The sequence below is a fragment of the Sphaerisporangium rubeum genome (genome assembly GCF_014207705.1).
Lineage (GTDB): Bacteria > Actinomycetota > Actinomycetes > Streptosporangiales > Streptosporangiaceae > Sphaerisporangium > Sphaerisporangium rubeum.
In genome coordinates this window covers 3,889,742-3,912,698 of sequence record NZ_JACHIU010000001.1, presented here as the reverse complement: position 1 = coordinate 3,912,698, position 22,957 = coordinate 3,889,742, and the positions used below count along the sequence as shown (strand labels likewise).

Here is a 22,957-nt window from a genome sequence, read left to right as displayed (position 1 = left end):
TCACCGATGACTTTCGCGACCGCGGACGGGAGGCCGCGAGGACCCGAGTCCCGAGTGACCCGCCGGGCCGGCCCCCTGACCGGGGGACCCGGCGGGAGTTTGGAGCATGAAGCGCGATGTTCACCACAGTACTGATCGCCAACCGGGGCGAGATCGCCTTGCGTGTGCTCCGGACCTGCCGCGAGATGGGTGTGCGGGCCGTGGTGGCCCACTCCACGGCCGACCGGGACACCGCGGCGGTGCGCCTGGCCGACGAGACCGTGCAGATCGGGCCGGCCGCGCCGCGGCACAGCTACCTCAGCCCGGCCGCGCTGATCGCCGCGGCGCTGCAGACCGGCGCCGACGCCGTCCACCCGGGGTACGGGTTCCTGTCGGAGAACGCGCAGTTCGCCGAGATCTGCGACGCGCACGGCGTCACCCTGATCGGCCCACCGGCGCCGGTGATCGCGCGGCTCGGGGACAAGGTGTCGGCCAGGGAGTTCGCCGTGGCCGCCGGGCTGCCGGTGCTGCCGGGCAGCACCGGGCCCGCCGAATGCCCCGCCGAGGCCGCGAGGACCGCCGCCGGCGTCGGGTACCCGGTGGTCATCAAGGCCGGCGCGGGCGGCGGGGGCCGCGCCATGACGGTGGTGCACGACCCCGGGGACTTCGCCGCCGCGTTCGCCGCCACCCGCCAGGAGGCGGCCACGCTGTTCGGCGACCCCCGGGTGTACGTCGAGAAGTACCTGGACGCGGCCCGGCACGTGGAGGTGCAGATCCTCGCCGACGCGCACGGCCAGGTGCTGCACCTCGGGGCACGGGACTGCTCGGTGCAGCGGCGGCGGCAGAAACTCGTCGAGGAGACCCCGCCGCCGGGCCTGCCGCCCGGCACCGCCGAACGGCTCGGCGAGCTGACCGTGCGGGCCGCGCGCGCCGCCGGGTACACCGGCGCCGGGACGTTCGAGTACGTCGTCGACGAGGACGGCGCGTGCTACTTCATCGAGGTCAACTGCCGGCTCCAGGTCGAGCACCCCGTCACCGAGATGGTCACCGGGATCGACCTGGTACGCGAGCAGCTGCTGGTCGCGGCCGGACAGCGGCTGGCGTACCGGCAGCAGGACCTCACCGCGAGCGGCGTCGCCGTCGAATGCCGGGTCAACGCCGAGGACCCCGCGCGGGGCTTCCTCCCCGCACCGGGGGTGCTGGACCGGTTCGAACCCCCCGGCGGGCCGTTCACCCGGGTGGACACCCACGCCGCACCCGGCCTGGTGATCACCGCCGACTACGACCCCCTGATCGCCAAGGTCTGCGTGTGGGGACCCACCCGCGCGCAGGCCATCGCCCGTGCCCAGCGCGCCTTGGAGGAGTTCACCGTCACCGGCCCCGGGGTGTGCACCAACCTGGCGTTCCTGCGCGAGGTGCTCGCCCACCCCCTGTTCCGCTACGCCAAGCACACCACCACGCTGGTGGACCAGATGATGTCCACCCCGGTCGGCTGACCCCGCGAGCCCGGCGCCGGCGCGATCAGACCTCGGTGCAGGAGCACGTCCGGGCCGCTCCGGGCCGCCGCCGGCCGGTCAGGACTGTGCGGCGTCCGGGAGGGCCGGCGGCCCGGGGAAGGCGGGAGGACCATGGACCGCCTGGCGCAGGACGACGGACGAGCCGCCGGGCCGGCGGACGATGCGCACCTCGTCGCACAGCTGCCGCATGAGCCACAGGCCCCGGCCGCGGAGTCGGTTGAGGCCGGGATCCCCGGCGTCGGCGTGCGCGGGGACCAGCCGTCCGGCGAAGTCACGGATCTCCACCGTGACGAACTCCCCTTCCAGCCAGGCACGCACGTGACCGTCACCGCCGGCGTGGTCCAGGACGTTGGCCGCGGCCTCGTTCACCGCGAGCACCAGGTCCTGCAGGCGCACACCCCCAAGGCCCGCCCCGGCGGCGTAGTCGCGGATCCAGCTTCGCAGAGCGCTCAGATCATCACTGATCGGCCACTCCGCGGACACGGATCCACTGTCCTTCACCGGCATCCCTCCCACGCTGAAGCCTCGTCCGTCCGGCGAGCGTCCCGCACAGCGACGACCCTAACGCCTGCCGTCCCCGCGCACCGCGCGGGCCACCGCATCCCCCCGCTTCCCACCGGTCCCCTTCTCTCTCTTCGGAGCGGGTACCGGCGGCGGATGGGTGGAGAATCCCCGCCGTTTCACGTACCCGACCGCCATGCCCCGCAAGGCGGGGGGTCACACGTCGCCGCACCGGCCACATCAGCCCGGCGGGCCCCGCCGCGAGCGGGCCTCCACCGGGCCATCACCGGGGGACCATCGGGGGACCAGCGTGACACCAGGGCGGCTCCATCGGCGCGGGAGGCCGGTGGTGGCGGTGCGATCGGCGATCAGGGTGCGATCGGCGATCAGGGTGCGATCGGTGATCAGCCGGCGGTGGCGCCGGCCCGCAGGCCGTCCAGGGTGACGGCGAGCAGGCGGCGGGCCTGGTCGCGGCCGGGAGGCGGGTCGGGGTGCCACAGGAAGGCGGTCAGCAGCAGCACGTCGGCGGGGCCCATGCCGGGACGGATGACGCCGGCGCGATCGCAGGCCTCCAGCAGGACGGCCAGCGCGCCGGTCAGCGGTGCGCCGGCGGCGGGGTCGCCGGTCGCGGCACGCAGCACGTCGGCCACGCCATGCTTGATCCGGGCATAGTGCGCGAGACGGTCCAGCCACAGCCGTAACGCGTCCAGTGGGGGGTGACCGGCGAGCAGGACGGTCGCCAGGCTGACGAGCTGCTCGACGTCCTGCCGGTGGACGGCCAGCATCAGGGACTCCCGGGTGGGGAAGTGCCGGTAGAGGGTGGCGGGCCCGACGCCTGCCTTCCTGGCGATCGAGTTGAGTGAGGCGTCACCGGAGGCGGCCAGCGCGTCCCTGGCGACCTCCAGGATCCGGTCGCGGTTGCGCCGCGCGACCGTGCGCAGGGGTTCGGGCCGCTGCGAGCTCATGCTGCCCCGCCTCTCCCGGCGAGGGCTCTGCCTGCGGCGGCGTGCCACGGGGCGACCTCTCCGGCCTCGCCGGGCCCCCTGACGGAGAGTCTGCCGCACAGTGAAGCACAACGTGAGCCCCGCTCGGTACCCCGTTCTCCCCCCTCCGGGCGGCACGCACCGGCGCGTCGCGGGAGGCGGCGATCAGGTGGTCCGGGAGCGGATGAGGGCCTCGATGCCGTCCAGGATGCGCTGGAGACCGAACTCGAAGGCGTGGGCCGGCGCGTAGGCGGCGTTGTGTTCCTGGCCGGCGGCGGCGCCGACGCGGGCGGCCAGGGGGTAGCGGGAGCCGTCCATGATGGCGGTCAGGTAGGGGACGTGCGCGTGCCACCACTGCTCGTCGGTCATGCCGGTGTGCTGGACGGCCTGGGCCGCCTCGACGGCGCCGCGGGCCGTGCCGTGGACGTACCCGCCGATCAGGGTGACCACCGAGTCCATCTCCAGGTCGGTGAGGCCGATGCCGTCGACGGCGCGCAGCTCGTACTCGTAGGCGGCGGTGACGTTGGGGCCGAGTGGGGGACGGCTGGTGGCGACGTACAGCATCCACGGGTGGCGCTGGTACAGCGACCAGCGCTCGCGGGCGACGAACTCGAGGGCCGCGCGCCAGCCGCCGTCGATGACGGCGGGCCGGTGCGACTCGCCGATGACGGTGTCGAGCATCACGTCCAGCAGCTCGGCCTTGCCGGGGACGTGCGTGTACAGCGACATGGTGCCGACCCCGAGGTGCTCGGCGACGCGGCGCATCGACAGCGCGGCCAGGCCGTCGGCGTCGGCGACCTCGATGGCGGCCCGCACGATGGCGTCGACGCTGAGACCGGGCCGGCCTTTGGTCTTCCTGCCGGGCTTGTCGCGGGTGCGCCACAGCAGGGCGAGGCTGCGCGCGGGGTCGCCCGCGCCGGTGTACTCGGTGGCCATCGACGACGATCCTATCGCCGTGCCGCCGTGACCGGCGTCGTGACCGCAGGTACCCGATACCCGGGCTTCCCCTATATCTTGTTCGCCGATATATAGTGGTGTGCATGAGCGCACGGGCGATGACCGAACCCGCGTTCCTGGTGCTGACCGCGCTGGCGGACCTGCCGCGGCACGGGTACGGGATCGTGGCCGAGGTGGACAGACTGTCGGACGGCGGCGTACGCCTGAAGGTCGGCACCCTGTACGGCGTGCTCGACCGGCTCGCCGGTGACGGGCTGGTCGAACTCGACCGCGAGGAGGCGTGGCAGGGCAGGCTGCGGCGCTACTACCGGCTCACCGACGCCGGGGCGCGCGCACTGGAGACCGAGGCCGCGCGCCTCGCCGCCAATGTGGCCGGCGCCAGGGAACGCCTGCGCCTGCGGCACCAGGGAGGCACGGCGTGAGCCTGCTGGAGGATCGCTACCGGTTCGTGCTGCGGCTGCTGCTGCCGGCGTCGTACCTCGCCGCGCGGGAGGAGGAGATGGTGGCCGCCTTCCTGGACGGCGCGGGGGGAGCGTCCGACGGCGACAACCCGCGTCCCCGTGCCGGGGAGGTCGCCAGTGTGGCGGCGCTGGCCGTCCGGGTGCGTCTGGCGGCGGGCCCGGAACTGCCCCGCTACCAGGTCCTCGGCCGTGCCGTGCGACGGGCCGCTTTCGCCGGTCTGCTCTTCCACGCCGTGCTGAGCTGCGTATGGTTCGCCGGATTCCTTGTCGCCTACGGACTTGGTGACGTCCCCGGCGCGCTCGGCCCGGTCGCGCGAGGTGAGGCGGGGTCGGCCGAGCGGCTGCTGGATGTGGTGTGGGGGTTCGCCGGGCTGCTCGGCGTCGCGGCGTTCGCCGCGCTGGCACGGGGCCGGGCCGGGGCGGCCAAGGTGCTCGCGGTGCTGTCGCTGGTGTGGCTGTACGGCGGGGTGCTGGGGGCCCCTGGACTCACCGGCGGTGAGGCCGCCAGGATCACGGCGACCCACACCCTGCTGTTCGGCCTGCCGGTGGCCGCGCTGGCGGCCGGGTACCACCGCGGCGCCGCGGCGCCGCGCCGTCCCGTGTGGCTCGCCGTCCTCCCCGTCGTGGCCGCGGTACCGCTGTACGCGCTGCTGAGCGTGCTGAACGCCGGCACGGCCCTCGCCGGGGACGTGGAGAGCACGGCCTTGGCCTGGGCCTGGATGGACGAGACCGGCCTGGCCTGCCTGGCGCTGCTGGTCACCGCCGCCTGCGTGCCGGCCCGGGCCCGCGGCGAGGCCCACGTGGCGCTGTCGCTGGTGCTGCTGACGGCGCCGGTGGCCCTGGCCAGGGCCGTGGACCTCACCGGGCCACCGGCGGGACCGGGTGCCGTCACGGCCACCCAGGTCGTGCAACTGTGCGCGCTGCTGCTGTGCGGCGCGTACCTGCTGGTCACGGCGCTGCGTGCCATGCCGGCCCGCGAGCCCGCCGCCGTTCGCACACCGGACGGGGAGACCGCCGGCGGGCCGTGACCGCGCCACCGGTGACAGCCCCGCGCACGTCCCGCCGGCGGCCTGCGGGTCAACGCCGACGCGGAGGCTCGTGCGGCGCGGTGCCGGTGCCGGTGGCGGTGCCGGTGGCGGTGACCGTGGCGATGACGGTGGCCGCGTCCAGGCCGGGGTCGGTGACGGCGCGGGCCGGCAGGCCGGCGCCGGTGAGGTCGCGGGCCAGGGCCTCGGCCTGGAGAGGGCTGGTCTCCAGGAGCAGGTGCGCGCCGGGGGCCAGCCACCCGGGTGCGCCGGCGGCGACCCGCCGCACCACGTCGAGGCCGTCGGCGCCGCCGTCCAGGGAGATCCGTGGCTCGTGGTCGCGGGCCTCGGCGGGGAGCAGCCGGATGTCGCCGGTCGGCACGTAGGGTGCGCTGGCGACGAGCAGGCCGATCCGGCCGCGCAACCGGGACGGCAGCGCGGCGTACAGGTCGCCCTGGTGCGCCTGGCCGCCGAACGGCGCGATGGTGCGCCGCGCGCACCGCACGGCCGCGGGGTCGACGTCCGCGGCGTGCAGTTCGACCGGGACCGGGCCGGTGCGGGGGTCGTGCGGGCCGGGGAGCGCTCCGGTCAGGCGGGCCGTGACGGCGGCGCCGATGGCGCCGGTGCCGCAGCACAGGTCGGCGACCACCAGGGGAGTGGTCAGCGGCGGACGGGCCAGGGCCACGGCCTGGCCGACGAGGAACTCGCTGCGGCGGCGGGGCACGAAGACGCCGGGGTCCACCGTGACGCGCAGGCCGGCGAACGCGGCCCAGCCGAGGACGTGCTCCAGCGGCAGGCCGGCGGCGCGGCGGCCGGTCATGGCGGTGACCTCGGCGTGGGTGCGCGCGGTGGCGAGGATGAGCTGTGCCTCGTCCTCGGCGAAGACGCATCCGGCGGCGCGGAGCTCGGCGACGACGGACGCGAACAGAGACGAAGGGGTGGACGGCGAAGGGGCCGACATGGAGGTGAGCCTTTCGGGATGCCGATGGGCTCTCCCCCCGGTCACCTACGCCGCGGCGTGCCGCGCCGGCGCGGGAGCGAGAACCCTGCCTGATCGTGCGGTGATGGGTCCCACCTCCTCGGGGCCGTCTGCGGCTGGGAGGGCAACGTTACCCGATCCCGCGCCGCGGCGTTTCCCGCCGCCGCGGATCGGGGTGTACGTGGGACCGATCCGTTGTCCCCTTCCACCCCGGACGCCGCCGTCGCTCCAGGTCACGTCGCGGTCAGGGGGAGGCCGGCGTCGTTCACCGCGGTCACGGTGCGCGGCTCGGCCGGGGTGGCCGATGGGATGTGCGGCGGCCGTCCGGCGCGGCTTTCGCGGGGGCTGCCGCGCGGGTGACGGGGCCCGGGTGGCTGAAAGGTGAATGAAAACCAGGTTTACGTGGGCCTTACTAGCGGCTTGACTAGTTTCCTGACACAACCGTTTTGTCAGGCAACCTTCTCAGAAAGGTGGGCCATGTCCATCGAGTCGTTTCCGGGGCTGTTACGCCGAGGCGTCCGCGCCGGCCGGTCCGGGAACCCGGGGCGATGACGCTCGGCCGCGTCGACGACGCGCCTCACGCGGCCCCGGCGGCGTCCGCGGCGCCACGAGACCGCCTGCTCGGCCTCGACGTGGTGCGGGCCGTCGCGATCTTGAGCATGACGTTCGTGCACGTGTGGCCCACCGGATGGTGGACCCCGATCCATCCCCCGGCCGCGGCGGTGCCGGTGCTCGGCTGGCTGGACGTCACGCTCACCAACCGGGCGATGAGCCTGTTCATCTTCTGCGCCGGGGTGTCGATCGCCCTGGTCACCGGCGGCGCGAACCCGCCGTCCGGCCGGGCCATGTCGATCGCGCGCCGGCGCCTCGCGGTGCGCTCGGCGGTGATGTTCCCCCTGGCGCTCGCGCTCCTGCAGTACGGTGAAGTGATCTTGACGTTGTACTGCTTCTGGTTCGTGATGCTGATCCCGCTGACCCGGCTGCGGGCCCGCGCGCTGTTCACCATCGCGGCGGTGTGCGCGGTGATCGGCCCGGTGCTGCGGTTCGTGCTGCTGAACTACGTCGGACGGTGGCCGTTCCCCCACGAGGGGTTCTCCTTGCTGCTGCACCCGGCCGACCTGCTGTATTTCGTCGCGGGTCCCGACACCTTGTACGCCTCGGCGCTGCTGATCGGCGGCATGGCCGTCGGCCGCCTGGACCTGCACCGGCGTGAGGTGCGGGCACGGCTGACCGCGGCCGGTGGCGCCGTGGTCGCGGCGTCCCTGGCGATGTGGGGGCTGGCCGCGGGCCCCTTCGGCGGGGCGGCCACGCTGGCCGCGGTGCATCCCTCGCGTCCCGGCAGCGGGGAGCTGCCGTGGATCGCGCTGTTCATCATGCGGCCGTACCGGATGTACGACATCAGTCTCCCCATGGGGGCCTCGATGATCGGCCTCGGGATGCTGCTGATCGGCGTGTTCCTCGCCGTCACCGATACCCGGCTCGGCGGCCGGCTGCTGTGGCCGGTCGCGGCGATGGGCAGCGTGGCGCTCACCTGCTACGTCCTGCACTTCCTGCTGATCGCCCCGTTCAACGACCCGCTGCCCTACAGCTTCGCCGTGTTCGCCGGCGTCACGGTCGTCCTGATCGTGGCGGCCGCGGCCTGGCGGCGGCGGTGGCGCAGAGGGCCGCTGGAATGGCTGGTGCACCGCGCCATGGTGTGGGCCGTGCCGGGTGACGGGGCCCCTGAGCGGGCCGGCCGGGGCCTCACCTGGCGCGTGCCGGGGCTTCGTTAGTTCTCCGCCGTCGCCGGAACGGGCTTTTACCCCGGCCATATTCGATGGACACTAACTTTCTTGACCGATAGTCAAAGAAGGATGGGAAATGTCTCCGTTGCTGCCTTTTCCCTTGGCCCCGGCCGCCGTGGACACGGCCCGGCCGGCTCGCCGTGCTCCGGTGTCACGCCTGGAGAGGGGGTGGGTGGACGGTGTCCAGCCGTGTGGCAGGTGAGAGCGGCGTCGACGCCACCGTCCTCGCGCCGGGGCAGGCGGTGCCGGCCCGGCCCCGTAGCCGTCTTCTCGGCCTGGACGTGGTGCGGGCCATCGCCATCATCAGCATGATCTACGTGCACGTGTGGCCCACCGGCTGGCTGCGGGCCGTCCTCGCGCCGCAGGAGCCGGTGGCGGGGCTGCTGTGGCTGGACGAGGCCGTCACCAACCGCGCGATGAGCCTGTTCGTGTTCTGCGCCGGCGTCTCGGTGGCCCTGATGACTGGTGGCGCGCGGCCACCGTCGGGAGCGGGGATGAGCCTGGTGCGCAGGCGGCTGGTGGTCCGCTCCATCGCGATGCTGCCGCTGGCCCTGGTCCTGCTGGAGTTCGGCGAGTCGATCCTGCTGTCGTACTGCGTGTGGTTCGTCCTGCTGCTGCCGTTCACCCGGTGGACGGCGCGGCCGCTGTTCGCCGCCGCTGCCGTGGCCGCGGTGGCGGGGCCGTTGTTCCGGTTCGTGATGCTCAACTACATCGGGGAGTACCCGTTCCCCGACGAGGGGTTCTCGCTGCTGCTCGACCCCGCCGCCTGGCCGTACTACCTGGTGGGCCCCGACACCCCCTACGCCGCGGCGCTGCTGTTCGCCGGGATGGGGCTCGGCCGGCTGGACCTGCGGCCGCACGCGGTCCGGGTCCGGCTCATGGCGGCCGGCGCGGCTGCCGTCGCGGGGTCGCTGCTGATGTGGTGGGCCGCCGCCGTGCCGTTCGGCGGGCTCCGGTCACTGGCCGCGGTGCGGCCCAGCCGGCCCGGCGGCGGCGAGATGCCGTGGATCTCGCTGTTCATGATGAAGCCCTACGGCATGTTCGACATCAGCTTCCCCATGGGGCCGATGATGATCGGCATCGGGTTCCTGCTGGTCGGGTTCTTCCTGATCGTGATGGACCACCCGGTGTGGGAGCGGCTGCTGTGGCCGCTGGCCGCCACCGGCAGCCTCGCGCTCACCTGTTACGTCGGCCATTTCCTGCTGCTGTTCCCCTTCGGCAACCAGCCCCCGTTCTCCTTCCAGCTGTTCCTCAGCGTCGCCGGTTTCGTGGTGGTGGCCGCCACCTTGGTACGCGGCCGGTGGCGCAGAGGACCACTGGAGTACCTGATCCACCGCGCCATGGTGCGCCTGGCCCCGGACCGCGCCGCCGCACGTGCGGCCCCGGCCACGGTGACCGGCGCCGCCTGACCGCCGGCGTGCTGGAGACGCGGGCCTGGCGGGCCGTGGCCGCGGTGATCAGTGAGCTTGTTCCCGGCCGAGGAAGCACGACAGGAGCCGCCGGAAGTCGTGCGGGTGCTCGAGCGCCGGCACGTGCCCGCATCGGCCGAGCACGTGCAGACGGACGTCGGCCAGGTGGCCGAGCAGGGGCAGGGCCGCCGTCCCGAGCGGGGTGACCCGGTCCTCGGCGCCGTGGACGAGCAGCACGGGTGCGCGGATCCCCGCCAGCGTCCGCGCCGACAGGGTGAGATCGTCGGCCCAGCGTGCCCTGGGGGGAGGGAACAACGACGCGAACGCGGCCGCCCCGGCCTGCATCGCGGCCGCGCGGGCGGCGACGGCCGCCTCGGTCACGAGCGCCTGGTCGAGGACGAGGCGGCTCAACATGTCCCGTGCCCCGGACGGGCCGGCGGGGGCGGCCCAGATCGCGTCGAGATCGGCGGACAGCGGCGCTCCGGGGGCCCCCATCGTCGAGACCGCCACCACCCGGGTGACCTGCTCGGGACGCGCGGCCGCCAGCGCCAGCGCCACGGCACCGCCCATGGAGTGACCCACCACGGCGTAGCGCTCGGCACCGAGAGCGTCCATCAGGCCCGCGGCCTGCTCGGTCCACAGCCGCAGCCCACCCCTGGAGCCCGCCGGGATCGGTGTGCGGCCGAACCCCGCCTGGTCAGGAGCCACCAGGCGCCAGGACGAGCCCAGCGCCTGCGCCGTCGTCCCCCAGGCCCCGGATCCGGTCGTCCCGGGCCCGGAGCCGTGCAGCATCAGCACCGCGGGCCCGGTGCCGCTGTCCATGACGTGGACGGGGGAGCCGCCGACGGTGACGGTCCGAAGCGCCGTCACCGAGACAGGCCAGGTGCGCTCATGCCGATGCGGAGTTCACGGACTTGGAGAAGACCTCCATCATCGCCCTGCCGAACTGCGGCATGTCGGGCCACCCGCGGCAGGAGACGAGGTTGCCGTCCACGACGTCGGGAGCGTCGATGACCGTCGCGCCGGCGTTCTCCATGTCACCGGTGATGGGGGGGAAGCACGCCGTCTTGCGGCCCTTCAGCAGCCCGTACACGGCCGGCACCTGCGCGCCGTGGCACACCAGCGCGATCGGGAGGTTGCGCGCGAAGAAGTGCTCGGTGATGCGCCTGACGTCGGCGTCGACCCGGATCCACTCGGGGGCGCGTCCCCCGGGGATGATGAGAGCGTCATAGAGCTCGACGTCGACCTCGGCCCAGGGCACGTCGACCGGCAGCTTCCGGCCGTTCTTCTCCACGTAGGCGTCGGAGTTGGGGTCGAACTCGTGGATGACCAGCTGAACGTCACGCAACGTCCGTGACGAGACGTCGACGTCCCAGCCGCCTTCCTGCACGCGATAGTAGGGATACATGGTGTCGAGCTCCTCGGCGGCGTCGCCGGTCAGGAGCAGCGCTCTGGGCACCTGCTTCTCCTCGCAACTGGGGACGGGCGCGGTGGATCCAATCCGATCCAATCCGATCCGGTTGGGTTAGCATTCCTCGGCCCGGCCCGCCCGTCAAGCCTTTACCTCCATTCCGTCCGAGTCCTTGACCTCGTCGAACAATCGCCGGAACCGCTCGCCGGACCGCAGGATGTGCCGGCGCATGGCGTAGGCGGCGGCGTCGGGGTCACGCGCGGCGATCGCGGCCACGACCTCCTCGTGCTCGGCCATGGCCAGGTGGGTGACCTGGGTGTCGTGGAGAAGCCGGAACAGGTGCACGTGCGTGTGCAGGCGGGCGAGCGCCTCGCGGATGACCTGGTTCTCTGCGCTCAGGGCGACGAGATCGTGAAAAGCGGCGTCGCGCAGCCCGAAGGCGCCGTAGGCCATGGGCCCGTCGCCTCCCTCCAGCTCCGCCATCTCCTCCAGCATCCGCCGCAGACCGGCCACCTGTTTCACGGACGCGCGCTCGGCGGATCTGCGCGCCGCCGCCGGTTCGAGGAGCAGGCGGAGCTCGAGCAGGTCCTCGAACCGGTGGCGGGTGATCTGAGGGGGAATGCGATAGCCGGCATGGGGGACACGCACGACCAGGCCCTCGGCCTCCATGCGGTTGAGCGCGTCGCGGATCGGTGTCTGCGAGACCCCGAGCTCCCGCGCCAGGACGTCGATCGTGACGCGGGAGCCGGGCTCGATCCGTAGCGACATCAGCTGCCCGAGCAGCGTGTCGTACACCTCGTCGGCGAGCCGGCCGCGCGATCTCCTCGGCGGTGTTCCCCCCGTCTTGGCTCCACGGCGCCGCGCGATCATCACTTCGTCGTCCATCGTGACGTCAGGTCCTTTCTTACGTTTTCGGGAACCTGTTGACATCGGTCGCAACGCTGCTGGATGTTGACGCCCCCACTCGGATCGTATAGGAAAGGTGGCGGATGCCACCCCATCCCTCACCCATCGCGGAAACCCGCCCGCCATCGCTCCGCTTCGATCAGTTGGAGCTCCTATGAGCATGCTCGACGTCCTCCTCGATTCGCCCTCGGGCCGCACATGGACCGAAGGACTTCTCGCCTGCTTGAAGCCCCATTACGTCGCGGCGTACTTGTGACGCCGGTCCGCAAGTCAGCCCCTGCGGCAGCCGGCGGCACGCCTGAACGATTCGGCACCTGCTCGGCGAAGCACGCAGCAAGGCTCCAAAGGTCCCCACCCAGAAAGCAGGCAAGAAGATGCGGTATCCGAAGCGAATAGGACGACTGTCCGTTCCCCGTCGAACGGTTCAGCTGGCGACGGCGGTCCTGTTGCTGGCCACGACCGTGACGGCGTGCGGCGGGGACGACGGCGCGAGCGCCCCCAAGGCGCCGGCGACCATCCCGGAGCTCACCAAGGACCCGCTGACCCTCAGCTTCATCTGGTTCGAGTGGCCCCCCGCCCAGGCGCTGGAAGCCTTCGCGAACGCGGAGTACAAGAAGGAGCGGCCGAACACGACCATCAAGGTCAACACCGTGCCGAACGCGAACTGGCACGACGCGATGTTCACCCAGTTCGCCGCGCACAAGACCGACTTCGACATCGCGATCCTGGACTCGCAGCACATCGGTGAGGCCGTGACCAACGGCAACATCCTCGACCTCACCGACTTCGTCAAGAAGAACATCGACGTCAACGCCTACAACCCCTACCTCCTGGCGGCCTACGGCCAGTTCCCCCAGGCGGAGACCGGTAAGCGTGACGAGAACGCCAGCCTGTACGGGCTGCCGCTGCTCGGTGACACCTGGACGATGATCTACCGCAAGGACCTGATCGGCGACAAGCCGCCGCAGACCTGGGACGAGATGATCTCGGCCGCCGAGAAGTGCCAGGCGGACAACCCCGGCGTCAGCGGGCTGGCCTTCCACCAGGCCAACGGCTCCGACGCCGCGGCCGTGACCTACAACACGGTCAACGGCGTGTACGGCGGCAACCTCTGGGACGCCAAGTCGCGCAAGATCGACGGCGTCCTCAACGACGCCGCGGGCCAGGAGGCGATGGACGTCCTGGTCAACAAGATGAAGCCGCTGACCGCCAAGGGCTCCGGCAACTGGTTCATCGACGAGGTGAACGCGGCCGTCGCCCAGGGCAAGGCCTGCATCGCGTTCAACTGGATCGCCGCGAGCGGCGGCCTGCTCGACCCCAAGCAGTCGACGCTCGGCAAGACGCGCGAGGAGATCCTCGGCAAGCTCGGTTTCGCCACCCTGCCGACCCAGAAGACGAACCTGGTGCCTCTCGGCGGCATGGGCATGCACGTGTCGGCCTACTCCTCCGAGGCGAACCAGGCCGAGGCCCTGAACTTCATGAAGTGGTTCGAGCGGGCCGACATCCAGAAGAAGTGGGCCGCGGCCGGTGGCGTGCCGTCGCGCACGGACGCGCTGCAGTCGCCGGAGTTCCTCAACGCCGGCCCGTTCAACCAGGTGTACGCCGACTCGGTGCCGCGGATGCGGGACATGTGGAACGTCCCCGAGTACGCGCGCCTCGTCGACATCGAGAACACCAACGTGAACGCGGCTCTCAACGGCGCGAAGGCGCCGAAGGACGCGCTCAACGACATCGCCAAGGAGCAGCAGGCCGTGCTCAACTCCAGCGGCCGCAAGGGCGGCGGCGGGCTGTGAGTGACCCCGTCTCTCTGACGACCGATCACCCGGTGCAGGCGGCGTCCGCGACGCCGCCTGCACCGGGGGGGTCCCGCCGGCTGAGCGACCGCTGGCTCGCCGTAGCCTTCATCTCCCCCGCGTTGCTGCTGTTGCTCGCCATGTCGGTGTTCCCGTTGCTGTGGGCCTTGTACCTGTCGTTCACCGACTACTCGGCCACCCGCGGGGGATCCGCTCATTTCGTCTGGTTCGAGAACTACACCGCGATCCTGACCTCGGCACAGGTCCACCTGAGGGCCTTGACGACGTTGATCTACGTGGTCGGCGCGGTCACCCTGCAGACCGTGCTCGGTTTCACCATCGCCTACCTGATCTCACGGCGCACGCACGGACGGGGACTGCTGACCACGTTGTTCCTGGTCCCGATGATGCTGTCGCCGGTCGTGGTCGGGCTGTTCTGGCGGTTCATGCTCGACGCGCAGTTCGGCGTGATCAACAGCATGCTCGGCTCGCTCGGCCTGGGGCAGGTGGAGTGGCTCACCCGGCAGCGGACGGCACTGTTCTCCCTGATCGTGGTCGACACCTGGCAATGGACGCCGTTCATCATGCTCATCGCGCTCGCGGGCCTCACCGCGGTTCCCAAGTACTTGTACGAGGCCGCGTCGATCGACCGTGCGTCGGAGTGGTTCCGGTTCCGCACCATCACTCTTCCGCTGGTGTGGCCGCTGCTGCTCATCGCCGTGCTGTTCCGGGCCATCGAGGCGTTCCGGCTGTTCGACCTCGTCTACATCCTCACCAGCGGAGGTCCGGGGGTCTCCACCGAGACGTTGTCGTTCCACGTCTACAAGGTCGCGTTCCTGGGCTTCAACACCGGAACCGCCTCGGCGTACGGGATCCTCATGGTCCTCATCGTCATCGTCCTCACGCAGCTCTACCTGCGCTACTTGAACAAGCTCAAGGAGGACTGATGGCCCTCTCCGTCGACGAGGCCGTGTCCGCCGGCCCTGCCCGGGACCACACGCCGCCGGCGCGCCGCTTCAGCGGCCGGGGCCGCTCGGTGCTGGAGGTCGCGCTGCTGACCGTGCTGGCCGTCGTGATGCTCTTCCCGGTGCTGTGGATGATCGAGACGTCCATCAAGGAGAACCGGGACGTCTATGCCATCCCAGCCAAGTTCTTCGACTTCACGGTCACGTTGGACCACTTCAAGGACGTGTTCGTCGCCTCCGGTGGCGGTCGCTCGGCCTTGTCGGTCTCGTTCCTCAACTCCGTCATCGTCGCCGGGGTCTCCACGGTGCTGGCCACCGTGCTCGGGGTCCCGGCGGCCTGGGCCTACTCACGGTTCTCCGTGAAGGCCAAGAAGGACCAGCTGTTCTTCATCCTGTCCACGCGCTTCATGCCACCCGTGGTGGTCGTGATCCCGATCTTCCTCATGTACCGCCAGGTCGGGCTCATCGACAACAAGCTCGGGTTGATCCTCATCTACACCGCGTTCAACGTCCCCTTCACGATCTGGATGATGAAGGGGTTCGTCGACGAGGTTCCCGCGGAGTACGAGGACGCCGCCATGCTCGACGGCTACACCCGCTTGCAGGCGTTCTGGCGGTTCACCCTTCCCCTGCTCCTGCCCGGTATCGCCGCGACGGCGGTCTTCGCCCTCATCTTCTCGTGGAACGAGTTCGTGTTCGCCATCTTCCTCACCTCCAGCGACGGCGTGCGGACGGCCCCACCCGCCATCGCCGGCCTCATCGGCGGGACCACCGTGGACTGGGGTCTGGTGGCCGCCGCCTCCATCGTGTTCGCCCTGCCGGTGCTCGTCTTCGCCTACCTGGTGCGCAAGCACCTCGTCGCCGGTGTGACGCTCGGGGCGGTGCGACGCTGATGGCAGGCATCGAGGTGACCGCGCTGCACAAGCGCTACCCCGACGGGACGGTCGCCGTCGAACAGGTGGACCTGTCCATCGGCGACGGCGAACTGTTCGTGATGCTCGGCCCTTCGGGGTGCGGCAAGACGACCACGCTGCGGTCCATAGCGGGCCTGGAGAGGCAGACGACGGGTGACATCCGCATCGGCGACACGCTGGTCAACGACCTGCCGCCCGCCGAGCGCGACATCGCCATGGTGTTCCAGTTCTACGCTCTCTACCCGCACCTGAGAACCCGCGACAACCTGGCGTTCCCCCTGCGGGCCGAGGGACTTCCCAAGGCGGAGGTGCACGAGCGGGTCGACGAGGCCGCCCGGCTGATGCGGCTCGGCCCGCTCCTGGACCGGCGACCGCACCGGCTGTCCGGCGGGGAGCAGCAGCGTGTCGCGCTCGCCCGGGCCCTGGTGCGACGGCCGCGCGCGTTCCTCATGGACGAACCCCTCACCAACCTGGACGCGGAGCTCAGGGCGGACATGCGCACCGAGATCAAGCACCTGCAGGGGGAACTGGGGACGACGATGGTCTACGTCACCCACGACCAGGTCGAGGCGATGTCGCTCGGTCACCGGATCGCCATCCTCAACAAGGGACGCGTCGAGCAGATCGGCACGCCGCTGGAGGTCTACGACCGTCCGGCGAGTCTTTTCTGCGCCGCGTTCATCGGCTCCCCGCCGATGAACCTGATCGAGGTGGAGGTGGCCGACGGGAAGCTGCGCAGCCAGAGCGGACTGGCCCTCACGCCACCGCCGAACCTGCCGCGCGACCGTCGCCTGGTCGCAGGCGTCCGGCCGGAGGCGCTGGAGGTCACACAACCCGGGGCGGAACGCTCGATCCCGGCTCGCGTGGTCTCGGCGGAGTGGCTGGGCGACGAAATCATCTACGTGGTCGACCACGGCGGACAGCGCGAGGTACGGGTTCGGATGCCACCGACTGTCCGTTTCGCTGCGGACGCAAAGGTCGGGCTGCGGCACACCGGCGGGCCTCCGCCGGTCTACGACGTGAGCACGGAAGAGCTGGTGGCCTGATGGGAACCGTGGCAGTGCACGGGCTGCGCAAGTCCTTCGGTAAAGTCCAGGCCCTGGACGGGGTGACGCTGGACGTGCCGGACGGCTCGTTCTTCGTCGTGCTCGGACCCTCCGGCGCGGGCAAGACGACGACCCTGCGAGCGATCGCCGGCCTGGAGAAGCTCGACGCCGGGTCGGTGCATCTGGACGGGAAGGACGCGACCGGTGACTCCCCGGCCGCACGCGACCTGGCCATGGTCTTCCAGAGCTACGCCCTCTACCCGCGACGCACGGCGTACGAGAACATCGCCTCGCCGCTGCGGGCACGCGGCCGTTCGTCGAGCGAGATCGCCGCCGCCGTCGAGAAGATGTCGAACCTGCTGCACATCGAACGTCTGCTGCAGCGTCGTCCCGCGCAGTTGTCCGGCGGTGAGATGCAGCGGGTCGCCCTGGCGCGTGCGCTGGTCCGCAGCCCGCGCGCGTTCCTCATGGACGAGCCGCTGACGAACCTCGACCTCAAGCTCCGCGTCGAGATGCGCACCGAGCTCACCCGCATCCACCGCAGCCTCGGGGGGACCTTCGTCTACGTGACCAACGACCAGGTCGAGGCCCTGTCCATGGCCGACCAGGTCGCGGTCCTCAAGGAGGGGAAGGTGCAGCAGGTCGGAACGCCGGCCGAGGTGTACGAGCGGCCGGCCAACCAGTGGGTCGCCGGCTTCGTCGGGAGCCCGCCGATCAGCCTGCTCGCCTGCCACGCCGAGGGAGACCGTCTGGTCGGCGCGGACGGCTGGACGCTGCCGCGGCCCCGCTGGACCACGGCCGAGGACGGTCGTCCGCTGCTGCTCGGCCTGCGCGCGGAGGACCTGTCCGTCGAGCAGCGGGGGGACGCGTCGTTGCCGGGTGAGCTCTACGGCCTTGAGCCGCTCGGTGACCGGACGGTGGTCGACGTCCGGGTGGGGACGGAGATCATCAAAGTCAAGGCACGGCCCACCGTCACCGGTACGCCGGGCGAGCGGCTGCGTGTCACGGTCGACCTGGACCGTGCGCACCTGTTCGACGCGGGCACCGGGCTGGCGCTGTCCGGGGCCGGGAGGTAACCGCGCAGGCCGGCGACGCCGGCATGCGACCGCACATGGCGATCGAGCCTCGGCGGGCCGTCACCGGTGCGCACGGCCGGACGACGCCGAAGCGGCCATGGCCCGACAAGGCGGTCGGCGGCGCGTCGCGCCGCGGCCAAGGCCACGGCCGACCCCCTCGGCGGCCTCGGACCCGGCGGCCGGGTGACCGGTTCGCCGGCACGCAGGGGTGCGATCGCCGAGGTCACCCCGGACATCACCAAGAACATCACAGGAGGCGACGCGATGAGTGACCCGATGAACGTCCTGGCCCCCGAGCACCGGCGGCTCCGGATCGGCGACGCCTGGCGCGACGCCGCGAGCGGAGCCACCTTCGCGGTCGAGGACCCGGCCACCGGCAAGACCATCGCCGAGGTGGCGGACGCCGGCGTCGCCGACGGGCTCGCCGCTTTGGACGTGGCGAGCAAGGCGATGGCGGAGTGGGCGGCGACCCCGCCGCGGAAACGGTCGGAGTTGCTGACCGCGACGTACCGGGCCCTGACCGGGCGATCGGAGGAGGTCGCCCGGCTGATAACGCTCGAGATGGGCAAGCCGCTCGCCGAGGCCCGGGGAGAGGTGGCCTACGGCGCCGAGTTCTTCCGCTGGTTCGCCGAGGAGGCGGTGCGCGTCGAGGGACGCTACAACACCGCTCCCGGCGGTGGATACCGCATCCTCACCGTGCCGAAGCCGGTCGGGCCGTGCGTCTTCGTGACGCCGTGGAACTTCCCGCTGGCCATGGGTGCCCGCAAGATCGCGCCTGCGCTGGCGGCGGGCTGCACGACGATCACCAAGCCGGCGGCCCAGACGCCGCTCACCATGCTGCTCCTGGCCCGCATCATGGAGGAGGTCGGCGTCCCCCCGGGTGTCGTCAACGTGGTGACGACCAAGCGTTCCGGCGAGGTGGTCTCGGCGCTGCTGGCCGACCGTCGCACCCGCAAGCTCTCGTTCACCGGGTCGACCGAGGTCGGACGCGTGCTGCTCCGGCAGGCGGCCGACAACGTGCTGCGCACCTCCATGGAACTCGGCGGCAACGCGGCCTTGATCGTGTGCGCCGACGCGGACCTGGACGTCGCGCTCCACGGCGCCATGGTGGCCAAGATGCGCAACATCGGGGAGTCGTGCATCGCGGCCAACCGCATCTACGTCGAGGAGCCGGTGCGCGAGGAGTTCGCGGCGCGCTTCGCCGAGCGGATGGGTGCGCTCTCGGTGGGCCATGGTCTCGACGACGGCGTGGACGTCGGGGCGTTGATCGACGAGGCCTCGGTCACCAAGATCGACGAGCTCGTCACCGACGCGGTCGATCGCGGCGCACGTGTCCTGGTCGGCGGCGAGCGTCCGGACGGGCCGGGCCACTTCTACCCGCCGACGGTCCTCGTCGACGTGCCCGAGGACGCGCGGATGCTGGAGGAGGAGATCTTCGGCCCGGTGGCGCCGATCATCTCGTTCACCTCCGACGACGAGGTGATGGCGAAGGCCAACGACACCGAGCACGGCCTGGTCGGATACGTCTTCACCCGTGACCTCCAGCGAGCGCTGCGGTTCACTGAGGGGCTGGAGACGGGGATGGTCGGCATCAACCGTGGCCTCATCTCGGACCCGTCGGCTCCGTTCGGCGGCGTGAAGCAGTCCGGGATCGGCAAGGAGGGCTCGCACGAGGGGATCCTCGAGTACCTCGACGTCACCTACGCGGCGATCGACCTGCCGTGACCGGCCTGCTGCTCCCCGCCGGTGCGCGCGCCACATCCCAGCGAATCACCGCCGACGTTCCAGAAAGGCACTGACATGCTTGAGACCGTCCGCGGGCCACGCCAGCTGATAGTGGGCGAAGGGGTCGCGCAGAACATCCCGCGAGTGGTGGCCGAGTGCGGCTCGCGCGTCCTGATCGTGACCGACCGGGTTCTTCTGGGGCAGCCGCGCGTGGCCGGGATCGTGGCCGCCGTACGGGAGAAGGTCGAGGTCGTCGGGGTGTTCGCCGACGCGACTCCGGACGTGCCGCTCACCGATGTCGCCCTGGCCGTCTCGGTCGCCGCCGAGGTGGACGCCGACGTGATCCTCGCCATCGGGGGTGGCACGGTGATCGACCTCGCCAAGATCGTCGGCGTCATCCGGTGCCACGGCGGGACGCCGCGCGACTTCTACGGCGAGTCGAAGGTGCCGGGGCCGACGCTGCCGCTTGTCGCGGTCCCGACGACGTCGGGCACCGGCTCCGAGCTCACGCCGGTCTCGGTGCTGACCGACCCGGACCGCGAGCTGAAGGTGGGGGTCTCCAGCGTCCACATCGTGCCCGACTTCGCCATCGTCGACCCCGAGCTCACCTACACCTGCCCGGCGACCGTCACCGCGCACTCCGGCATCGACGCGTTCTGCCACGCGGTGGAGAGCTACACCGCGCGACCCCGGCCCCACGGACCGCGCGACCCGGTGGAGCAGGTCTTCCTCGGCCGCAACCCGATCACCGATCACTACGCGCTCCTGGCCGCCGAGCGGATCGCCCGCAGCCTGCCCCCTGTGGTCAGGGACGGAGGCGACAAGAACGCGCGCGCGGACATGTCCTACGGGTCCATGCTGGCCGGGCTCGCGTTCTCCCACGCGGGGAACGGGGCTCCGCACGCGCTCCAGTACCCCATCGGCGCGGCCACCCACACCCCGCACGGCCTCGGCGTCGGGCTGCTGCTGCCCTATGCGCTGGACGCGGCCAGGGACGCCATCGGCGACCGGCTGGCCGTCCTCGCCGGGGTGTGCGGTCTCGACGTGAGCGACGCCTCCGATGCCGAGGCCGCGGACACGTTCCTCACCTGGCTCCACGAGCTCCTTGCCGACATCGGCATCCCTGCCACCCTGGCGGACATCGGCGTGGCACGCGCCGACCTCCCGCGTTTCGCGGAGATGGCCGGTGGCGTCACCCGCCTGATCCAGAACCACCCCGGCCCGACCGACACCGCCAGCCTGACCGCGATCCTCGAAGCGGCCTGGACCGGGGACCGGACCCGCACGTCCTGACGCCGGAGCGGCCGGCTGCCCGTGATCGCGCGGCGGCCTGCGCCGGCGCAGGCCGCGGGCCTGGCCCCCGACGCGCCAAGGATCGGCCCACCGACCTGGTCGCCGGGCCGTATTGGACGGTATTGGAACGTTCCAGTCCCCGTCATCCGCGGACATCCGGGTCGCCACGAGCGATCTGCGGCCGGGCCCCGCAGGCCACCGGCGAAGGCGCCGTTCCGCCATGTCCCCTGATCTACGGCAGCCTGCGGATGGTGGTGCACACCGTTTCCGTATGCTGTACGGTACGGCGTACGGAAACAGAGTGCGGAGGGTGCTTTGGACTTCACGGGAGAGGCGATCATCGCCGAAGGGCTGCGCAAGCGGTACGGGGACACCGAGGCGCTGGCCGGGTTCGGGCTCGCCGTGCCGGCCGGGACGGTGTGCGGGCTGCTCGGGCCGAACGGGGCCGGCAAGACCACCGCGGTGCGGATCCTCACCACCCTGGTCCGGCCGGACGCCGGACGGGCCGAGGTGGCGGGGGTCGACGTGGTGCGGGACGCCGCGCGGGCCCGGTACCACATCGGGCTGGTCGGGCAGCACGCGGCGCTGGACGAGGTGCTCAGCGGCCGGCAGAACCTCGTCATGTTCGGACGGCTGCACCACCTCGGCGCCGCGGCGGCACGGCGGCGCGCCGACGAACTGCTGGAGCGGTTCGGCCTGGCCGGCACCGGGGGCAAACCGGTCGCGCAGTACTCCGGCGGCATGCGGCGGCGGCTGGACCTGGCCGTCGGGCTGATCCTGTCGCCACCGGTGCTGTTCCTCGACGAACCCACCACCGGGCTGGACCCGCGCGGACGCGAAGAGGTGTGGGAGGCGGTCGCCGCGCTGGCCGCGTCCGGCACCACGGTGCTGCTCACCACGCAGTACCTGGAGGAGGCCGACCGGCTCGCCGCGCGGGTCTGCGTGGTCGACGCCGGTCGTGTCATCGCCGAGGGCACCCCCGCCGAGCTGAAGGCGGCCATCGGCGGCGACCGCATCGACGTCGTGGCCGCCGGCACCGAAGGCCTGCCGGCCGTCGCCGCGCTCGCGGCGCGCGTCACCGGCGCCGAACCCGACACCGACGTCGCGGCCCGGCGGGTCAGCGTGCCGGTGCGCGACCGCGTGGCCGCGCTCACCGGCCTGGTCCGCGCGCTGGACGAGGCCGGGATCGAGGCCGAGGACATCGTGCTGCGCCGTCCCACGCTCGACGACGTGTTCCTCCACCTCACCGGCCACCACCAGACCCGCGGCACCACCACGACGGAGGCGGCGTGAACGGCACGACGACACAGGTGCGGGACGCCGGCCGTCCCGCCGCGGCCCCGTCCGCGCCGGCGGGGCCGATCGGCCGGCTGGGCTGGGCCCTGGCGGACGCGTGGACGATCACCGTGCGGGACCTGACGCACTGGAGGCGCAAACCCGCGCAGATCGTGGTGGCGCTGCTGTTCCCCGTCATGGTGGTGCTGCTGTTCGGCTACGTGTTCGGCGGCGGCATGGTCGTGCCCGGTGGCGGGGACTACCGGGAGTTCCTGATGCCCGGCATGTTCGCCATGACCATGGTGTTCGGCATCGAGTCGACCTTCACGGCGGTCGCCGGCGACATCGGCAAAGGCGTCACCGACCGGTTCCGCTCCCTGCCGATGTCCCGTTCGGCCGTGGTGACCGGACGCGGGGCCGCCGACATGCTGAACTCCGTGCTCGGCCTCGCCGCGATGATCGTCTGCGGGCTCGCCATCGGATGGCGCTGGCACAACGGGCCCTGGGCCGCGCTCGCCGCCGTCGGGCTGCTGTTGCTGCTGCGCTTCGCGCTGCTGTGGGCCGGGGTCTACCTGGGGCTGGCCGTCGGCAACCCCGAGGCGGTGATGGCGGTGCAGATCCTGGTGTGGCCGCTCGGATTCCTGTCCAACACCTTCGCGGCGCCGGCCGGCATGCCCGGATGGCTGGCCGCGGTCGCCGAGTGGAACCCCATGTCGGCGACCGTGTCGGCGACCCGGGAACTGTTCGGCAACCCCGGCTGGGGAGGCGACTCCTTCGCGGCGCAGCACGCCATGGCCCTGGCGATCATCTGGCCGGTGGTGCTGCTGGCGGTGTTCTTCCCCCTGTCGGTCCGCCGTTACCGGCGGCTCAGCCGCTGACCGGGACGCGGGTCCGCCGTACCGGTCAGGGTGGGCCTCGCGTGTGCCGGAGGATGGCCGGGGTAAGGGTGACCCCTGTC

Annotated in this window: 21 protein-coding genes; 14 read left to right on the top strand and 7 right to left on the bottom strand. The window is 71.9% G+C overall.

From position 1 onward, the window contains the following. Positions 1-116 precede the first annotated feature (116 nt). On the top strand, positions 117-1,475 hold the full coding sequence (locus BJ992_RS16880; RefSeq protein ID WP_184982072.1) for an acetyl-CoA carboxylase biotin carboxylase subunit: 1,359 nt from the start codon (positions 117-119) through the stop codon (positions 1,473-1,475). A 78-nt stretch (positions 1,476-1,553) separates the two neighbouring features. On the opposite strand, the gene BJ992_RS16875 is transcribed toward BJ992_RS16880, so the two are convergent. The 3 genes from BJ992_RS16875 to BJ992_RS16865 all read right to left on the bottom strand — a co-directional run bounded on the left by BJ992_RS16875 (position 1,554) and on the right by BJ992_RS16865 (position 3,916). Then, complete coding sequence (locus tag BJ992_RS16875) at positions 1,554-1,979, bottom strand: ATP-binding protein (protein ID WP_184982070.1); 426 nt, start codon at positions 1,977-1,979, stop codon at positions 1,554-1,556. Positions 1,980-2,401: 422 nt separating this feature from the next. Next, on the bottom strand, positions 2,402-2,962 hold the full coding sequence (locus BJ992_RS16870; protein ID WP_184982068.1) for a TetR/AcrR family transcriptional regulator: 561 nt from the start codon (positions 2,960-2,962) through the stop codon (positions 2,402-2,404). A gap of 183 nt (positions 2,963-3,145) precedes the next feature. Next, the gene (locus BJ992_RS16865) at positions 3,146-3,916 is read right to left on the bottom strand and encodes a TetR/AcrR family transcriptional regulator (protein WP_184982066.1); all 771 of its coding nucleotides are present in this window, start codon (positions 3,914-3,916) and stop codon (positions 3,146-3,148) included. A 104-nt stretch (positions 3,917-4,020) separates the two neighbouring features. Between BJ992_RS16865 and BJ992_RS16860 the strand changes: the two genes are divergently transcribed. Further along, on the top strand, positions 4,021-4,359 hold the full coding sequence (locus tag BJ992_RS16860) for a PadR family transcriptional regulator (RefSeq protein WP_246496676.1): 339 nt from the start codon (positions 4,021-4,023) through the stop codon (positions 4,357-4,359). Then, entirely contained in the window at positions 4,356-5,426 is a 1,071-nt protein-coding gene (locus tag BJ992_RS16855) for a hypothetical protein (protein WP_184982064.1), read from the top strand. Before BJ992_RS16860 ends, BJ992_RS16855 begins: the two co-directional genes overlap by 4 nt. Before the next feature lie 49 nt (positions 5,427-5,475). Here the strand turns inward: BJ992_RS16855 and BJ992_RS16850 are convergent, their stop codons facing one another. Continuing rightward, positions 5,476-6,384: a putative protein N(5)-glutamine methyltransferase gene (locus BJ992_RS16850; RefSeq protein WP_184982062.1), complete on the bottom strand. Its 909-nt coding sequence runs from the start codon at positions 6,382-6,384 to the stop codon at positions 5,476-5,478. Between the two features lie 566 nt (positions 6,385-6,950). On the opposite strand from BJ992_RS16850, the gene BJ992_RS16845 reads away from it, so the two are divergent. Together BJ992_RS16845 and BJ992_RS16840 are read left to right on the top strand one after the other, a co-directional pair. Further along, complete coding sequence (locus BJ992_RS16845) at positions 6,951-8,174, top strand: DUF418 domain-containing protein (RefSeq protein WP_184982060.1); 1,224 nt, start codon at positions 6,951-6,953, stop codon at positions 8,172-8,174. A gap of 191 nt (positions 8,175-8,365) precedes the next feature. Further along, the gene (locus tag BJ992_RS16840; RefSeq protein WP_184982058.1) at positions 8,366-9,595 is read left to right on the top strand and encodes a heparan-alpha-glucosaminide N-acetyltransferase domain-containing protein; all 1,230 of its coding nucleotides are present in this window, start codon (positions 8,366-8,368) and stop codon (positions 9,593-9,595) included. A 48-nt stretch (positions 9,596-9,643) separates the two neighbouring features. Here the strand turns inward: BJ992_RS16840 and BJ992_RS16835 are convergent, their stop codons facing one another. From BJ992_RS16835 to BJ992_RS16825, 3 genes are all read right to left on the bottom strand, one after another. After that, entirely contained in the window at positions 9,644-10,465 is an 822-nt protein-coding gene (locus BJ992_RS16835) for an alpha/beta fold hydrolase (protein WP_184982056.1), read from the bottom strand. Positions 10,466-10,484: 19 nt separating this feature from the next. Then, positions 10,485-11,054, bottom strand: a complete 570-nt coding sequence (locus BJ992_RS16830) for a DJ-1/PfpI family protein (RefSeq protein ID WP_184982054.1) — start codon at positions 11,052-11,054, stop codon at positions 10,485-10,487. Positions 11,055-11,147: 93 nt separating this feature from the next. Next, positions 11,148-11,891, bottom strand: a complete 744-nt coding sequence (locus BJ992_RS16825) for a GntR family transcriptional regulator (protein WP_184982052.1) — start codon at positions 11,889-11,891, stop codon at positions 11,148-11,150. Positions 11,892-12,358: 467 nt separating this feature from the next. Here BJ992_RS16825 and BJ992_RS16820 point away from each other — a divergent pair, with 467 nt between their 5' ends. The 9 genes from BJ992_RS16820 (at position 12,359) to BJ992_RS16780 (ending at position 22,877) form a co-directional block, all read left to right on the top strand. Beyond that, entirely contained in the window at positions 12,359-13,705 is a 1,347-nt protein-coding gene (locus tag BJ992_RS16820) for an extracellular solute-binding protein (protein WP_221474858.1), read from the top strand. Continuing rightward, positions 13,702-14,652, top strand: a complete 951-nt coding sequence (locus BJ992_RS16815) for an ABC transporter permease subunit (RefSeq protein ID WP_184982040.1) — start codon at positions 13,702-13,704, stop codon at positions 14,650-14,652. Before BJ992_RS16820 ends, BJ992_RS16815 begins: the two co-directional genes overlap by 4 nt. After that, positions 14,652-15,563, top strand: a complete 912-nt coding sequence (locus tag BJ992_RS16810) for a carbohydrate ABC transporter permease (protein WP_184982038.1) — start codon at positions 14,652-14,654, stop codon at positions 15,561-15,563. Before BJ992_RS16815 ends, BJ992_RS16810 begins: the two co-directional genes overlap by 1 nt. Next, positions 15,563-16,630, top strand: a complete 1,068-nt coding sequence (locus tag BJ992_RS16805) for an ABC transporter ATP-binding protein (protein WP_184982036.1) — start codon at positions 15,563-15,565, stop codon at positions 16,628-16,630. The genes BJ992_RS16810 and BJ992_RS16805 overlap by 1 nt, the downstream gene beginning before the upstream one ends. Next, positions 16,630-17,706 carry an ABC transporter ATP-binding protein gene (locus BJ992_RS16800; protein WP_184982027.1) on the top strand — a complete coding sequence of 359 codons (1,077 nt, stop codon included), beginning with the start codon at positions 16,630-16,632 and terminating at the stop codon, positions 17,704-17,706. The genes BJ992_RS16805 and BJ992_RS16800 overlap by 1 nt, the downstream gene beginning before the upstream one ends. A gap of 264 nt (positions 17,707-17,970) precedes the next feature. Continuing rightward, positions 17,971-19,431 (top strand): NAD-dependent succinate-semialdehyde dehydrogenase, encoded by a 1,461-nt coding sequence (locus BJ992_RS16795; protein ID WP_184988297.1) that lies wholly within the window; start codon positions 17,971-17,973, stop codon positions 19,429-19,431. A 75-nt stretch (positions 19,432-19,506) separates the two neighbouring features. Beyond that, on the top strand, positions 19,507-20,724 hold the full coding sequence (locus tag BJ992_RS16790) for an iron-containing alcohol dehydrogenase (RefSeq protein WP_184982025.1): 1,218 nt from the start codon (positions 19,507-19,509) through the stop codon (positions 20,722-20,724). Positions 20,725-21,039: 315 nt separating this feature from the next. Continuing rightward, on the top strand, positions 21,040-22,017 hold the full coding sequence (locus BJ992_RS16785) for an ATP-binding cassette domain-containing protein (protein WP_184982023.1): 978 nt from the start codon (positions 21,040-21,042) through the stop codon (positions 22,015-22,017). Continuing rightward, the gene (locus BJ992_RS16780) at positions 22,014-22,877 is read left to right on the top strand and encodes an ABC transporter permease (RefSeq protein WP_425503671.1); all 864 of its coding nucleotides are present in this window, start codon (positions 22,014-22,016) and stop codon (positions 22,875-22,877) included. The genes BJ992_RS16785 and BJ992_RS16780 overlap by 4 nt, the downstream gene beginning before the upstream one ends. Positions 22,878-22,957: the final 80 nt, after the last annotated feature.

Coding starts and splice junctions, on each gene's coding strand:
- BJ992_RS16790 (WP_184982025.1), top strand. CDS start 19,507: ATGCTTGAGACCGTCCGCGGGCCACGCCAGCTGATAGTGGGCGAAGGG.
- BJ992_RS16860 (WP_246496676.1), top strand. CDS start 4,021: ATGAGCGCACGGGCGATGACCGAACCCGCGTTCCTGGTGCTGACCGCG.
- BJ992_RS16810 (WP_184982038.1), top strand. CDS start 14,652: ATGGCCCTCTCCGTCGACGAGGCCGTGTCCGCCGGCCCTGCCCGGGAC.
- BJ992_RS16865 (WP_184982066.1), bottom strand. CDS start 3,916: ATGGCCACCGAGTACACCGGCGCGGGCGACCCCGCGCGCAGCCTCGCC.
- BJ992_RS16850 (WP_184982062.1), bottom strand. CDS start 6,384: ATGTCGGCCCCTTCGCCGTCCACCCCTTCGTCTCTGTTCGCGTCCGTC.
- BJ992_RS16845 (WP_184982060.1), top strand. CDS start 6,951: ATGACGCTCGGCCGCGTCGACGACGCGCCTCACGCGGCCCCGGCGGCG.
- BJ992_RS16880 (WP_184982072.1), top strand. CDS start 117: ATGTTCACCACAGTACTGATCGCCAACCGGGGCGAGATCGCCTTGCGT.
- BJ992_RS16825 (WP_184982052.1), bottom strand. CDS start 11,891: ATGGACGACGAAGTGATGATCGCGCGGCGCCGTGGAGCCAAGACGGGG.
- BJ992_RS16800 (WP_184982027.1), top strand. CDS start 16,630: ATGGGAACCGTGGCAGTGCACGGGCTGCGCAAGTCCTTCGGTAAAGTC.
- BJ992_RS16805 (WP_184982036.1), top strand. CDS start 15,563: ATGGCAGGCATCGAGGTGACCGCGCTGCACAAGCGCTACCCCGACGGG.
- BJ992_RS16870 (WP_184982068.1), bottom strand. CDS start 2,962: ATGAGCTCGCAGCGGCCCGAACCCCTGCGCACGGTCGCGCGGCGCAAC.
- BJ992_RS16795 (WP_184988297.1), top strand. CDS start 17,971: ATGAGTGACCCGATGAACGTCCTGGCCCCCGAGCACCGGCGGCTCCGG.